The 14868-nt window shown below is 54.6% G+C and carries 13 protein-coding genes; 5 read left to right on the forward strand and 8 right to left on the reverse strand.

What is annotated here, in order from left to right:
* Nucleotides 1–41: 41 nt before the first annotated feature.
* Together argC and WCI03_13605 are read right to left on the reverse strand one after the other, a co-directional pair.
* Nucleotides 42–1100 carry an N-acetyl-gamma-glutamyl-phosphate reductase gene (gene argC, locus WCI03_13600; protein MEI8140887.1) on the reverse strand — a complete coding sequence of 353 codons (1059 nt, stop codon included), beginning with the start codon at nucleotides 1098–1100 and terminating at the stop codon, nucleotides 42–44.
* 92 nt (nucleotides 1101–1192) lie between these two features.
* A complete protein-coding gene (locus WCI03_13605; protein ID MEI8140888.1) occupies nucleotides 1193–2191 on the reverse strand; it encodes an N-acetylmuramoyl-L-alanine amidase in 999 nt (332 codons plus the stop codon).
* A gap of 132 nt (nucleotides 2192–2323) precedes the next feature.
* Between WCI03_13605 and WCI03_13610 the strand changes: the two genes are divergently transcribed.
* Genes WCI03_13610 through WCI03_13630 form a run of 5 tightly spaced genes read left to right on the forward strand, consistent with a single transcriptional unit; the run spans nucleotide 2324 to nucleotide 9582 of the window.
* Complete coding sequence (locus tag WCI03_13610) at nucleotides 2324–3715, forward strand: tetratricopeptide repeat protein (GenBank protein MEI8140889.1); 1392 nt, start codon at nucleotides 2324–2326, stop codon at nucleotides 3713–3715.
* Between the two features lie 30 nt (nucleotides 3716–3745).
* On the forward strand, nucleotides 3746–6832 hold the full coding sequence (locus WCI03_13615; GenBank protein ID MEI8140890.1) for a glycoside hydrolase family 2 TIM barrel-domain containing protein: 3087 nt from the start codon (nucleotides 3746–3748) through the stop codon (nucleotides 6830–6832).
* A gap of 11 nt (nucleotides 6833–6843) precedes the next feature.
* Nucleotides 6844–8016 carry an aldose 1-epimerase family protein gene (locus tag WCI03_13620; protein MEI8140891.1) on the forward strand — a complete coding sequence of 391 codons (1173 nt, stop codon included), beginning with the start codon at nucleotides 6844–6846 and terminating at the stop codon, nucleotides 8014–8016.
* Nucleotides 8017–8074: 58 nt separating this feature from the next.
* Complete coding sequence (locus WCI03_13625) at nucleotides 8075–8521, forward strand: hypothetical protein (protein ID MEI8140892.1); 447 nt, start codon at nucleotides 8075–8077, stop codon at nucleotides 8519–8521.
* On the forward strand, nucleotides 8518–9582 hold the full coding sequence (locus WCI03_13630) for a glycosyltransferase (GenBank protein MEI8140893.1): 1065 nt from the start codon (nucleotides 8518–8520) through the stop codon (nucleotides 9580–9582). The genes WCI03_13625 and WCI03_13630 overlap by 4 nt, the downstream gene beginning before the upstream one ends.
* A 9-nt stretch (nucleotides 9583–9591) precedes the next feature.
* Here the strand turns inward: WCI03_13630 and WCI03_13635 are convergent, their stop codons facing one another.
* The 6 genes from WCI03_13635 to WCI03_13660 are packed head-to-tail and all read right to left on the reverse strand — an operon-like array spanning nucleotide 9592 to nucleotide 14615.
* Nucleotides 9592–10362 (reverse strand): 3-ketoacyl-ACP reductase, encoded by a 771-nt coding sequence (locus tag WCI03_13635; GenBank protein MEI8140894.1) that lies wholly within the window; start codon nucleotides 10360–10362, stop codon nucleotides 9592–9594.
* Nucleotides 10359–11522, reverse strand: coding sequence for a Gfo/Idh/MocA family oxidoreductase (locus WCI03_13640; protein ID MEI8140895.1), 1164 nt, complete (start codon nucleotides 11520–11522; stop codon nucleotides 10359–10361). The genes WCI03_13635 and WCI03_13640 overlap by 4 nt, the downstream gene beginning before the upstream one ends.
* A gap of 28 nt (nucleotides 11523–11550) precedes the next feature.
* Nucleotides 11551–12210, reverse strand: a complete 660-nt coding sequence (gene eda / locus WCI03_13645; protein MEI8140896.1) for a bifunctional 4-hydroxy-2-oxoglutarate aldolase/2-dehydro-3-deoxy-phosphogluconate aldolase — start codon at nucleotides 12208–12210, stop codon at nucleotides 11551–11553.
* Nucleotides 12207–12653 (reverse strand): cupin domain-containing protein, encoded by a 447-nt coding sequence (locus tag WCI03_13650; GenBank protein ID MEI8140897.1) that lies wholly within the window; start codon nucleotides 12651–12653, stop codon nucleotides 12207–12209. Before WCI03_13650 ends, eda begins: the two co-directional genes overlap by 4 nt.
* A gap of 20 nt (nucleotides 12654–12673) precedes the next feature.
* Nucleotides 12674–14050, reverse strand: a complete 1377-nt coding sequence (locus tag WCI03_13655) for a glycosyl hydrolase (protein ID MEI8140898.1) — start codon at nucleotides 14048–14050, stop codon at nucleotides 12674–12676.
* Between the two features lies 1 nt (nucleotide 14051).
* Nucleotides 14052–14615: a helix-turn-helix domain-containing protein gene (locus WCI03_13660; protein MEI8140899.1), complete on the reverse strand. Its 564-nt coding sequence runs from the start codon at nucleotides 14613–14615 to the stop codon at nucleotides 14052–14054.
* Nucleotides 14616–14868: the final 253 nt, after the last annotated feature.

Consider the following 14868-nt stretch of genomic DNA (forward strand, 5'->3'; position numbering starts at 1 on the left):
GTTTTCAATCCTTAATTCATCACTTTTTCAAATTCGTAGTCTTACGGATACATCCCTACCCTGGTCAATCCCGTCGTCTCCGGCAGATCAAACAACAGGTTCATATTCTGGAGCGCAGAGCCTGCCTGCCCTTTGACTAAATTATCAATATGGGCAATCACCCGTAATTTCTGGGTTCGGGCATCCACGTCAACAATCAGGTTGCAGTAGTTGGTGCCCCGGACATGCATGGTTCCTATGGCGGCATTGCGGTCATAAATCCGGACAAACGGACTGTCCTTATAGAACTCCCGATACAAGCCGATGACATCCTCAACCCTGGTTTCCGCCGTCAATTGGCCGTAGAGACAGGAAAGAATGCCCCGGCATACCGGCACGACCTGCGCTGTAAAAGTCACCCGGATATCCGTTCCGGCCTGCAGACTCAACTCCCGCTCAATTTCGCAGACGTGCTGGTGCCCGGCGAGTTTATAGGCATTTACATTTTCATAGCGCGCGGGATAGTGAAATGACGCGTTGAGTTTTTTCCCTGCTCCAGAAACCCCGGTCTTGCAATCACAAATCGCGCTGAACGGATCGATCAAGCCGTGCTTCACCGCCGGTGCCAGGCCCAGAATGCAACTCACCGCAAAACACCCTGGATTTCCGACTACCCGCCGCCGAGAATTAATCTTGCCGCGATGCAGTTCGGGTACTCCGTAAACGGCTTCAGAAAGAAGCTCCGGCGAGGCATGCTGGGTGTCGCGGCCAATCCGGGAGGCATAAGCCGCATAGCTCTCCGGGGTATTGAATCTGAAATCGCCACTGTAATCGACCAGTTTGGCGCCGCTCGCAAGCACCTCGGGCCCGAGCTTCATCCCCACGCCATCCGGCGTGGCCATAAACACCACATCCACCGACTGCTTAACGCCGGGATCTGTGGGGGCCATCACCACCATGTCACAGGCACCAGTCAGATGGGGGTAAAGCTGACTGATCGGAACGCCGACATCCGTCAAGCTGACAAGCCCGGCGATTTTGACGTCCGGATGGCCTAATAACAGCTCGATAATTCCCACGCCGCCATACCCGCTGGCACCAATCACTCTTGCAGTAATCACAACTCACTCTCCCTTGGAAAAACACCATGAAATGGTAGTAAAACTCAAAACAATGCCGAAACCTTAGTGCCACTAATTCGCGGTGTCAACTCTCACATGTTTTTAACTGGCGGCAAATGCTGCTGACGTACCCGGCTAAGATAAGTGAGAATCCCTCGCGACACCCCTTCGGCAATTCGATCCCGATAATCATCATCCAGTATTTTGCTGGATTCCTTGCGGTTGGATAAAAACCCGCATTCCACCAGGGTTGCTGGACAATTCGCATTCCGAATAACATAAAACCGGGCCCGCCGGATCCCCCTGTCTAGTGCACCGGTATGCGCCATCAGCCCCTTGTGCAAATATTGGGCCAGCACCACATTAGCCCCATCAAACCGGTTGCCAGGACAATCCCTGCGTTTCACGGCGGGGACATTCTGCTCCAATTCCACCGTCGTAGGATAGCCCGAAGCGGGAACGATATAGGTTTCAACCCCCGATATGGCCTGATTCCGGGAGGCATTAAAATGAACGCTGACAAAGACATCCGCGCCATAACGATCCGCCCGCCAACACCGCTCCTCCAACGTCATGGTCGTATCCCGATCCCGTGTCATCATCACATCAACATGGTTTTCCCGAAGCCGGGCCCGCACCCGCTTGGCAATATCCAGCGTAAACCCCTTTTCCTGAAGGGAACCTTGCCCCGTACCGGGATCAGCCCCGCCATGCCCCGGATCAAGAACAACCAGGGCGGACGAGGCTTTCCGCAAGGCCCGCGAAGGCAACAATATAGCCCCGACCGTATCCACGGCATCAACCGGAGCAATGACCCAGTTCCCCGCGGCCTTCAGCACACTCCGGTTCAAATAGAGCGAAAGCCCGTTCACCACGACCCGCCTGCTTCCAGCCTCAAAAATCACCGTGGCAGTCCGGCTGCGGTACACGGCACTCTTACCATATTCAGCGGGAGCACCAAAGCCATAGGAAGCCATGACTTCATTCAAGCCCAACCCCCGGAACACCACAGCAGAAGCCGGCATCGGAAAAACCATCAGAAGCCATACGAAGGGAATCAATCCCACCCATATTCTTCCCGCTATCGACATGTTCCTTACCACCGTCTCAGCCCCTGTTTGTGTAATGATTTTTTATAGCCGTAAACCATGCACTTTGATATACCCAATAAGAGTATGTCAAGCGACATACAGCTCACATCAATTTTACAAGGGGTATGATCAATGGCTGAAGTGACTCTTGAACAGGTTCCACAAAAAATTAAGGATTTGTTCAATCGTGGATTTGTGGCCATGGAGCGCGGGAATTTGGATTATGCCATCGATATGTTCACATCCTGCCTGGCCTTGGAACCCCGTCTCCATAAGGCTCGGAAATTTCTTCGGGCAGCTGAGATCAAAAGATTTAAAAGCCAGGGGGGCGGACAACTCACCCACCTCATTTCTTCAGTCACGGGATTTTCCAACCTGATCAAGGCTCAAGCACTCCTTAAATCCAAACCCATGGAGGCGTTACAGGCCGCCGAAAAACTGCTTTTAAAAGACCCCCTGAATTTGAGTTACATCAAGCTCCTCGACAAGGCTGCCATGGCCGCCGGTGAGCCTGAAATTGCCATCCAAACCCTGGCCAGCACCAAGGAGCATTACCCGCATGATGCCGAGCTTTTGGAGCGCTTGGGGCGACTTTACATGGAAACCGACCAACCCCGCCTGGCCCGCGAATGCTTTGAGACGCTCTGCGAACTTAAACCGCAGGATAGTGCCGCTCTGAAACTTCTGAAAGACGCCATGGCCATCGACAGCATGTCCAAGGACGGCTGGGAAAAGGTCGGAACCAAAGGCACGAAATTCACCGATCTTATCCGTGATCGAAAAGAGTCGGATTCGCTGGCCCGCGAATCCAAGGCCGTGGTGGACAAGAACGACACCGTCATCATGATCGAAGAAAACAAGGCGCGAATTAAGCGTGAACCCGGGAATATGAATTATCGGCGCGCTCTGGCAAATCTTTACCGGGACAGCAAAATGTTTACTGAAGCCGTCACCACACTTCAGGAGGCACAAAACGTTTCAGGCGGTCGCGATCCGCAGATCGATCAGACTATCAGCGCCATTCAAATTCAGATGATGGACGAGGAAATCGCCAAGCTCACCGCCGCCGGCATGACTGCTGCCGCAGAAGAAAAACAGAAGGATCGTGAATTATTCATGGCCAACGACTTGCAAGATCGTGTGTCGCGTTACCCGAATGACCTGCAATTGAAGTATGAATTCGGGGTCATGCTGTTCGATCAAAACCGGATCAATGAAGCCATTCAGCAATTCCAAGCCTCCCAACGCAACGCCCAACGCCGCATCCAATCTCTATTTTATATCGGCCGCTGCTTCAGAGCCAAACAACAATACGATATGGCCATCGACCAACTTCAGCAGGCGGTCGCCGAATTGCCTGTCATGGACGACACCAAGAAAGCCGTGGTTTATGAGCTTGGCTCCATCTATGAAATCACTGATCGCGCCGCCGAAGCGATGGAGTGTTTCAAGCAGATTTACCAGATCGAAATCGGCTATCTCGACGTGGCGGCCAAAGTGGAGCAGGGATACAAGTCCAACTAATTTTCAGGACACTGAAAGGAACGGCTTGCCGTGAGACGCATCCGCCATGAATGGGAAGATCCGGCTATTTCTGGCCGTAACCGTGAGGCGACCCATGCCCCGATGGGGGTTCACGATGAGTGCGCGTTGTCGCTGGACGGCCCATGGCGCTTCCACCTGGCTCCTGCTCCACTAGAGGTTCCTCAGGATTTCTGGAAAGAGACGTTTGATGACAGCGGCTGGGGACAATTAACCGTACCTGGCAACTGGCAATTGGAGCCAGACTGCAAAGATCGCCCGATCTACACCAACATTGCCTACCCGTTCAAAGCGAACCCGCCTTTCCCGCCGGATCATAATCCGACCGGATGCTACCGGCGAACCTTTGAGATCCCCGCCTCCTGGCTGGAGCGCGATATGCGCCTGATCTTCGAGTCGGTGGATTCCGCTTTCCATGTTTGGATCAACGGTCATGAAGTCGGCTATGCGGAAGACAGCCGCCTGCCCTCGGAGTTCCACATCACGCCTTTCCTGCGGCCCGGCCGGAACCTCATTGCGGTACGAGTGCTGCGTTATTGCTCTGGAACATACCTGGAGGATCAGGATTACTGGCAGATGAGCGGAATCCAGCGCAGCGTCTGGCTCGCGGCCCGTCCCCCTGTGCATATCCGCGATTTCCGTATCCGCACGACTTTTGACGCAAATTACTCCGACGCGGTCATCGATGCTACGGTCTACCTGGAAACGCGATCGTTGCCCGCACAACCCGCCTCCACATCAAAAATCAGCGAATATAAAGGTCTACAGGCCGTAGTTCGATTACTGGATGCTGCCGGAAAAGTGATTGCCGAGTCTCCGGCAGGCACCTTCCCCGGCCAGACCAGCATGTATGGGGAGCCTTGCGAAAAGGGCGCTGCCCGCTTCAACCTGGCTATCCCCGCTCCGCACAAATGGTCACCTGAAAACCCCTACCTCTATACGCTGCTCATGCTGCTCACCGACACAGAGGGGAAAACGATCGATATCCAGAGTTACCGCGTCGGGTTCCGCCAGATTGAAATCAAAAACCGCCAGGTCCTCCTGAATGGGCGTCGGCTGGTGGTGCGAGGCGTTGACCGGCATGAATTTCATCCGGAGCACGGACGTGCCGTGACGGACGAGGATATGCGCCGTGACATCCTTCTCATGAAGCAGCTCAATTTCAACGCCGTCCGCACGTCGCATTATCCCAACGCCAACCGCTGGTATGACTTGTGTGATGAACTTGGCCTCTGCGTAGTTGACGAGGCGAACCTCGAGACCCATGGAGTCGGCGGGCTGCTCTCACTCGATCCCGTTTGGGCCGGGGCTTACCTCGAGCGAGCCACCCGCATGGTGCTAAGGGACCGCAACCATCCCTGCATCTGCTTCTGGTCACTGGGCAATGAATCCATGCAGGGAGCAAACCATGCGGCTATGGCCAACTGGATCCGTTCTTTTGATCCGACCCGTCCGGTACAATATGAAGGCTGTAACCCCGGTCCGTTGACCAGCGACATTATGGTGCCGATGTATCCGGGACTCGATTGGGTTCAGAAGGTCATGGAAAACCCGGACGAAAAAAGACCCATGATCATGTGCGAGTATGCCTACGCGAAGGGTAATGCATCCGGCAATTTTAAAAAATTCTGGGACTTCGTGGATCGATACCCTGCATTCCAGGGCGGGTTCATCTGGGATTGGGCCGACAAGGCGATCCTGTTCACCCACCCTGATGGACGCAAGATCTACGGCTACGGCAATGATCTCGGCGAAGCGTTCGATTATGCTGCGGTCGGAGAAGATCCTACTCAGGTGCTGAACGGCATTGTCGGGGCTGACTTGCGCCCCCATCCCGGCGCCTTTGAGGTGAAAAAGATCCAGGCTCCTGTCGCCCTGCGCCTGTGTTCGAGCTCGCCCGTGCGGCTGGTGGTCACGAATAAACACCATGACTCGGATCTGTCACACCTTCGTCTGGAATGGGAACTCGTAGCAGATGGCCGCATTCTTCATACGGGCACGTGTGAGCTGCCTGCCGTTACGCCAGGCGCAATGGCTGAATTTGAACTGGCCCTGCCGGTGCTTCCGAACGATCTTGGATGCAGGGAGGTCTTTTTGAATACGCGATGCGTGCTCAAGCGTGACCTGCCCTGGGCTCCGCAGGGGCACATCGTCGCCTGGGATCAATTTAAGTTACCATTCGGTTCGACAGTAAAATGCGTGATTCCTCATGCCCCTTTCACTGCACCGAAACTCGATCGAGATGCCCAAATCGTTCGCGTCTCCGCTCCCGGCTGGGCCTTCACATGGAACGCGACCACTGGCCTGCTAAGCTCCTGGTCCGTCGGTGGACGGGAACAGTTAGAACAAGCCGCAGTCGAAATGTTCTATCGCCCACCGCTGGATAATGACTGGCTGCTGGGACATGCTATTAGTTATTACAAGGAGTGGGTAGCGGCTGGACTCATCCCGCCCAGACGCACTCTGAAGAATCTATCGACGGCAGTTGCCGACAACGGAACCGTGGTTGTGGAGGTCCAGAGCGAGCTTCACGGAACGACTCCCCGCCAGACGATCACCTGTACCCTTCGCTGGACGGTGAATCCGGATGGTCGTCTCGAGTTCCTTCAAACGGCCTGTATTGCGGATGCCCTACCCATGATTCCCCGCATTGGAATCCTCTTTCCGCTGGCGGCAGGCTGGAAAACGGCGGAGTGGCATGGCCGCGGGCCGTGGGAAAATTATCCCGATCGACAGGAAAGCGCGATGGTTGGCATCTGGCGTTCTTCCATTCCGGATATGCTTGAGCCCTACCCGCTCCCCGGCGAATGTGGTGCACGCGGGGATGTGCGAAGGCTCAATCTTGAGGGAACCAGCACGGCACGGTTGGTAGTTGAAGGGGATCCGTTATTCCGATTCAGCGCGCTGCCAGTTTCGCTGGAGGATCTCATGAAGATCCGGCACGACTGGGAATTGGTTCCCAAAGAACAGACCTTTCTCATCCTCGATGGCTGGCACATGGGCGTCGGCGGCGATACTGGTTGGACCCGGAACGTCCATCCTGAATACCTGATCGGCCCGGGAACCTACCGCTGGGGCGCCTCCCTCAGGATTAACTGAAAGAACACAGTATGCGCAAAATAATGAATCAGATTCTGACAGATGTCAAAACCGGGGTCTGGGCGGACTCCTACAGCATCACGAAGGACAACTGGTCGATCACCAAGCGCACCCTTCACGGCGGTTTCACTGAAGGCGTCGACGTCATTGAGGTCAATAACGGAGCGCTCAGCTTTACCATAGTCCCCACCCGCGGCATGGGACTCTGGAAGGGTAGCTATGAAAAGTGCACTATCGGCTGGAATTCGCCGGTGGCCGGGCCCGTAAATCCAATGTTTGTGAACGTCCTGGATGCCGGCGGTCTAGGCTGGTTACAGGGTTTTGACGAATGCATCGTGCGGTGCGGACTGGATTCCAATGGGGCCCCCGGCAAGGACATGGTCCCTGACAACAATGGGAATCTCTCCGAGGTTATCCTCCCCTTGCACGGCAGAATCGCCAATACGCCCGCCAACTTTGTCGAGGTCTCGGTCATTGAGTCAAAGGGCTCCACCGAACTCGTAGTTTCCGGCACCGTGGATGCGGGCATGTTATTTTTCCCGAGTCTGCGACTGGAGACCCGGATTTCGACCGTGGTCGGGAGTAATTCAGTCACCATCCATGACGAAATCATCAACATGAATACGGTGGAGCGGGAACTGGAATTGCTTTACCACTGTAACTATGGGGAGCCCTTCCTCGGCCAGGGAAGTCTGCTAGTCGCCCCGAGTCGTATCGTCGCGCCACGCGATCCTCACTCTGCGGGCGGAATCAAAACCTTCGACAAGTATCAAGCCCCCACCCCAGGTTTTGTTGAACAGGTATATTTTCACCAGCTTTGCGCCGACCGTAAAGGGAATACGGTTACGCTGTTGAGAAACAAAGCCGGGACAAAGGGTGTTGCACTACGATTCAACGTCAAGCAACTGCCTTGTTTCACCCAATGGAAAAATACGGGCGGAGTTGGTGACGGCTATGTCACAGGGCTGGAACCCGGCACAAACTTTCCCAACCCGAAGGTGTTTGAGCGACAACAAGGCAGAGTGATCCAGTTAGCCCCCGGCCAACGCCACACCGTCGATCTGACCATGGAAATTCACGTGACCCATAAGGGCATCGCCTCCGTTGAGAAAGAAATCTCCGGACTGCGGGGCAGAAAATGCCCTCTGGTACACAAACAGCCTATTGCGGAATGGTCCCGGTAAACCTACCCCGGCGCGGGAGGGGATACTTGACTTAGACATATGAACATGACACGGTGAAATGATGCGTATCATTGTGGCGGGAAAAGATAAAACCATGGAAATTGGAGGCGAACTCACCCGCAGAGCCGCACGCCATCAAGGCGCCTTGTCCCCCTGGTCCCCCGCAGATTCCGCGCTCTCCCTCAAAACGTCCTGCAATCGAGCTGACTATCTGGAGCGTTTCAGCAAATTGTTGATGCTCCGCTACGCCCTTTGTACCGAGCCCTTTCCCATCCCCGGTAAATCCGGCACGGCGGGCGGCCTCATGAAAAAGATAAAGGCTTTTCTCTGGAAGCTCTTGCGCTATCAACACGACCGGATGGCCCACCAGCAAAACGCCATCAATGAACTGATCATCAGCGCCCAGGTCTTCCAGATTGCCTCGGCAAAACACAATCTGACAGCTCTTGAACAACGCGTTAAAGCGCTTGAATCCGAGTTGAGTACACTTCGCACCCCCCTATGAAGCCGGTTGCCATCCATCAATTAGTTGCTGGTTTCGCCACGGGGGATGCCATTTCCCATGAGGCGCTGGCCCTGCGGGATATCTGCCGTGAAGCCGGATTTACCTCGGAGATTTACGCGCCAGCCGACCGGATTGCCGTCGATGCCGCCAACACCTGCCGCACGCTGGAGGATTATCAGCCACAAGCCGATGAGACGATCATTTTCCATTTCTCCATCACCTCGCCGGCCACAGCGGCTTTCCTTTCCTCCCCTGCCCGCAAGATTTTGATCTATCACAACATCACCCCTCCCGAATTCTTCGTCCCCTTTGATACCAGCGTCGCCAACCAACTGACGGACGCCCGTCAGGAACTGAAGACTATCCTGGGCCAAGCCGATGCCGTTTGGGCGGACTCGTCATTCAATGCGGCAGAACTCAAAGAGCTCGGGTTTTCGAACACCAAAGTCTTCCCACTGCTATTCCGGCCTGATGACGAAAGCATTGCGCCCGATCCGACCATCCTGGCCAAGTTTACGGTTCCCATGAAAAACATTCTGTTTGTCGGGCGCATCGCTCCCAACAAGTGTATCGAGGAACTGATCACCGCCTTTGCCTGGTTCCACAAAAACATCGAGCCTCAAAGCCGCCTGCTGATCGTCGGCTCGGACCAGAGCGCTCCGACCTATTATGCCATGCTGAAAATGTATGCCGCGGAACTGGGATTGGATACCGTATTTTTCGAGCGCTTCGCCTCACCCGCAGGGCTGTCGGCCTATTATCAGGTCGCCGATATCTTTGCGACCACCAGCCGCCACGAGGGCTATTGCCTGCCATTGGTCGAGGCGATGGTCAAAGGTGTCCCCGTAGTCTCACGCCAAACCGGAGGTACACCAGAAGCCATGGGCGATGCAGGGGTGATGTTCGAAGACTTGAGGGCGGAGGAACTGGCCGAATTATTCGGGCTTCTTTGTTTCGATGCCGCCTTCCGACACACCGTCATGGAGTCCCAACAGAAGCGCATTGCCACTCTCTTGACCCGCCCGGTGAAAGAGGAGTTCCTCGCGCTACTGGGCCACTGAGAAGGCCCCTCACAGCCTCTGCACTGTCTGTCCGCCATCAACCATGATGACCTGCCCCGTAGAATAGGCCAGATCTCCACGCGCCAACATGGCTGCGGCGCGACCAACGTCAGCAGCAACACCCCAACGGGCCTGCAACAACAAGCCCTCGCCTATGAGTTTGTCGTACTTTGCCGTCACGGCGGAGGTCATATCGGTCTGGATGATACCGGGCCGGATTTCATAGACAGGAAGGTCATACTCCCCGAGGCGGGCGGCGAACAGTTTGGTGGCCATGCTCACGCCAGCCTTGGTAATACAGTAGTCACCGCGATTTACTGATGCCACGGTGGAGGAAATCGAAGAAACGTTGATGATACAGCCGGTAAAGGCAGGATTGCCCTTCTTCTGTTCGACCATCCAGTTTGCCACGGCCTGGGTCAGAAAATACGGGCCCTGCAGGTTGATTTTGATCAGACGCTCGAAACTTTCCTCGGAAGCATCAAGGATATCCGCACGCACAGTAGGTGCCACACCGGCATTGTTCACGAGAACATTAAGCTGCCCGTAATGTCGCTTGATTCCCGCCACCAGACGCTCCCGGTCTTCCCGGACACTTACATCGGCCTGAACATAAAGAACATCACGACCTAACGCCCGTAACGATTCCATCGCTTCTGCCGCCGCAGGCTCAGGCCTGACCCCGCATATGCCAAGATCAAACCCATCCTTCGCCAGCGCCTGCGCCACACCCAGCCCGATGCCACGGCTGCCGCCAGTTACTAAGGCAACTTTTTTCACGCTTTCAACTCCGGTATCGTCACCCAAGCCCGCTTACTCCAGGACTCAATGCCCTTTTCGGCGAGTTGAACACCCTTGGCACCTTCCAACAGAGTCCACCGGAACGGCTCATCCTTGACGACATGGCGCAAGAATAATTCCCACTGAACCTTGAAGGCGTTGTCATACTCACGCTGTTCCGGGAGTTTCTGCCAGCCTTCCAAAAAGTTGATCGGCTGAGGGATGTCAGGATTCCAGACAGCCCGCGGGGTTGCCCCATAAGGCTGAATCACCACATCGCGCAACCCGGCCACCGCCGACCCCAATGTTCCATCCACCTGCAACGTCAGCAAATCATCACGCCGCACCCGCGTGCACCACGACGAGTTGAACTGAGCCAGGATGTCACCTTCCAACTCGAAGGTGGCATAAGCGGAATCATCTGCCGTACAGGTGTAAGGCTTGCCCGCCTCATCATAACGAGTCTCAATGTGCGTTGCCCCACGACAGGACACGGCCTTCACGCTGCCGAACACATCATCCAGCACATAGCGCCAGTGGCATAGCATATCCACAATCATACCGCCGCCATCCTCCTTGCGGTAATTCCAGGAAGGCCTCTGAAGCGGAATGGTATCGCCTTCGAATACCCAGTAGCCGAACTCGCCGCGCACGGAAAGAATCTTCCCGAAGAAACCACGATGGATAAGTTCCTTCAACTTCATCAGGCCGGGCAGCCACAGCTTGTCCTGCACGACGCCATTTTTAACGCCCGCCTTTTTGGCCAGGGTATATAATTCATAGGCGGCTTTCACCGAAACAGCCGTGGGCTTCTCACAATAGATATGCTTACCGGCTTTGATCGCCTGCTTCACACCTGCGGCCCGACGATCCGTCGTCTGGGCATCAAAGTAAATGATGTTATTCTTGTCCGCCATGGCCTCATCCAGATCGGTTGTCCACCGGAGAGTCATCCCGGCACGTTTGACCAGCTGCTGAAGCTTGATCGAATTACGTCCGACTAGAATAGGATCCGGCATGATGATTTCGGATTCGCTGATTTTAACCCCACCCTGCTTGATGATGGCGCAAATGGAGCGCAACAGGTGCTGGTTGGTACCCATGCGACCCGTCACCCCGTTCATGATAATCCCTACGTTATGCACTTTTACTTCACTCATTTATATGTCCTCCGTATTAAATCTATTTTTACCGAATCACAACCGATGCCGCGAGCGCCAGGGCCTCACGGGTTAACTGCTCAATGGCACCCCAATCCTTAGCCACAATCATCTTCTTCTCCACGATCCATGACCCACCGATGGCTGCGACGGACGGACGCTCCAGATAGGAACGCATGTTATTGAGGCCAATCCCACCCGTCGGTAGAAACTTAACACCGGTATGGGCATAGGGACCTTCCAACGCCTTCAGCATGGTCACTCCACCAGCCGCCTCAGCGGGGAAAAACTTCAGAATACGGCAGTTCATCGCCAAGGCCTGCTCCACCTCGGACGGTGTCATCACGCCGGGAAACATCAGGATGCCGGCCTTAGCGGCGGCATTCACCACGATTTCATTCAATCCGGGCGCCAAGGCATAGCTGGCACCGGCATCGGCCGCGCGCTTCAACTGATCCGCCCCGAGAACGGTCCCCGCACCCAACAGAATTTCAGGAAACCGTTTGGCAATCCTCTTGATGGAGCCCTCCGCTGCGGCCGTACGGAAGGTGATTTCCATGATATCGAGACCGGCCTTGAGGAGCGCCTCCGCCAACGGTTCAGCCTGCTCTTCATGATCCAGTACAATCACCGGGACAATACGTTTACGGGCGATACGTTCTAACATCGTTTTGCTTTTATCATTCATAGTGGCTTCTCCGTGCATTGCGGCCTTGCTCCAACAGGCAAAGCGGGAGCTTCAATACCCGCTTTTGGCAAAGTCCCGGCTAGTTCCTGTTGCCAGTGAGCCACATCACCCGCTGGTCCATAGGTATAAATCATCTTCAAGGGCGTGGAACCAATATTTGAAATTTGATGAAACACGCCATTAGGGATGTAGGCCGCCTGACCCGCCGTCAGGATCTGACGTTCCGACCCGAGACACATCTCCGCCTGGCCTTCCAGTACGAAATAGACCTCTTCCTGTTCCTGATTGTGCCAGGGCACCTGACCGCCATCCGGATCCAAAGTGACGAATCCCACTGCAAAGTTTTTAGCCTGGATAGGAGATACTCCCCCCACCACATTCTGGGTACGTCTGCGAGCCGGGTAACGCCGGCCTTCAATCTTGCTCAAGTCTGCTATAATCATATTGGGCCCTTTGTTCAGTTTCAGAAAAAAGTCAGGTATGGTTTTTTATCAATCAGCCTCTGCACATAGAGTGCCGCCTCGCGGGCGTGGTAATCCCCCCACATGCTCGACTCGCCGCAGGGAACCTTCTGTCCTCGCGGAATGGTATCCCAGCCATTGGGCCGGTGGTAAACAGAATGCAGGATCAACCCCTGGTGCTTACTCCTGGTGCTGAGATACGGCTCACTGAGCAGAGAATCAAGAACTGTTAAGCCAGCTTGCCAATAGGAATCAGAAAGTCGAGAGTCCAGCGTTGAGCGACTCTTCAAGTACGCCCCCAACCTCAATAGCCCTTGCACGGCAATGGCGGCGGCAGAACTATCAACGGGCTCATGGGCATTGAAAGGGTCTGCGGGACGGCTCATGTAATTGCCAAGCCGACTCAGGCCCGGTGCGCCGGTATCCCAGTAAGGAATCCCGTTCGTGGGGGTGTTTCCGAGATAGAAGTCCGCCGTAGCACAGGCGGCCTTCAGGTACATGGCTTCAATCGCCTTGCGACCACCTTGTGGCTTCAACTCGGCATCAGAACAGGTAGAGAGAAACTCAAGTTGCTCAGCATAGCCGCAGAGAATCCAAGCTAGCCCCCGCGTCCAGGTTGAGAAAGGCGAATACCCCTGCTGAGAGTTGGGACACCGGAAACATCCGTCGTTCAGGTTGAAAATTCCCTCATGCGCCACGCGTCCACGGACATCATAGGCATCTCGGCCTTCCCCATAAAATACCACATATTTAGCGGTTGTTCGAGCATGCTGAATTAAACGATCCAAAAGCGAAGTTTTCTGGTCGTTTTCACCCATTAAAGCATGCCCCAGCTTATGACTTACCGCGAGTGCACGCAGGGAGCGAATGGTGTCGGCAAACAGGGAATGCGGCCCATTGAAGGAATAGATATACCCGCCGTCGTTGAGGGCCGTCCACCGGCGCGCCTGCACGGCACCCGACACTTTCATGGCAAGTTCATAATAGGACTGCTCCCAGGGAGCCGCCTCTAAACGGCCCTCACTGGAAAGTCGCATCAGGTGGCCATAGGTACTGACATTATTGAAGCCATGGTCATGAACACCGAAATGGGTCAGGTGCGGTGCCATGCGCTCCACCGTTTTGTTCCGGCCAAGATTGAGGAAAGCCTCATCCCCGGTGGCATCAAATTGGATCAAGGCGGCGCCATATTGAAAACCCTGGGTCCATTCCGTCCAACCCCGTGACGTATAGCGACCATGCTGGGTGAAAACGGGGGCCCCTTTAGTTTCATCATAACCGCGTTCGATCAGTTGAATCTTATCACCGGATAATTCCCAGAACCGGCTGAGTTTGGCTTGGAGTTTGGATACCGACAGGGTCTTGTTAATTTTGATCATATTAAAAGCGCTTTCCCTTTTTCAGATGCAGGATAAGAATCTGACAGTCTTCAATCACCTCATAAGAATGTTCAAGAATGGCATCGAATTGGACGCATTCGCCGACCTTAATGACAGGATGTTCATGCGGTAATTGCAGCTTGATCATCCCGCGCAACACCCAGCACACCTCGAGATCGTCATGATGGATCTCAGGATTCGACACTTTTCCGCCAGCCTTGGCTTCGCCCAACAGAGCCCGGATATTGCCATATTTGATTTCCCGGAAACTGAAGGTGCCTGAGCGGTGGCTGGATTCACTGGCACGGTGAGAAGTTCGTGATTCAGCCAGCATCAGGAGATCCGTGACATTCATGCCAAAAGCCCGACTCAAACTGAATAGCGTGTTCAATTCTGCGGACGTTTGATTGCGCTCCAATTTGGAAATAACTGCCGGGGAAATCCCGGCTTTAGTGGAAAGCTCATCAATAGTCCATCCCTCACGCTTCCGTAACTCGCGCAGGATCTCAAAATCAAACATACGATCAACGTTGCCGGACGATTTTTTGTTATTCTTGACCGCCATTTATATTCTCGCAGAATAAATATATTCATAATATATATCGTCAGAGAATATAAGTCAAGCCTTGCTGTATGTCCCTAAATTGCGGACTCACCCATTGACCCTCGATTTGCGAGCCGGTTTCGGCGCCTATTGTCGACTTGTGGCATCCACAATAATGTTTGAGCGGTCACCTGTTATTTCCCGCAAATAGCGCGTAGTTGTTATTTCCCGCAAATAGCGCGTAGTGCCGTCTGTTTTTGAGCCGGAGTGAGGA

Source organism: bacterium (genome assembly GCA_037143175.1).
Lineage (GTDB): Bacteria > Verrucomicrobiota > Kiritimatiellia > CAIKKV01 > CAITUY01 > JAABPW01.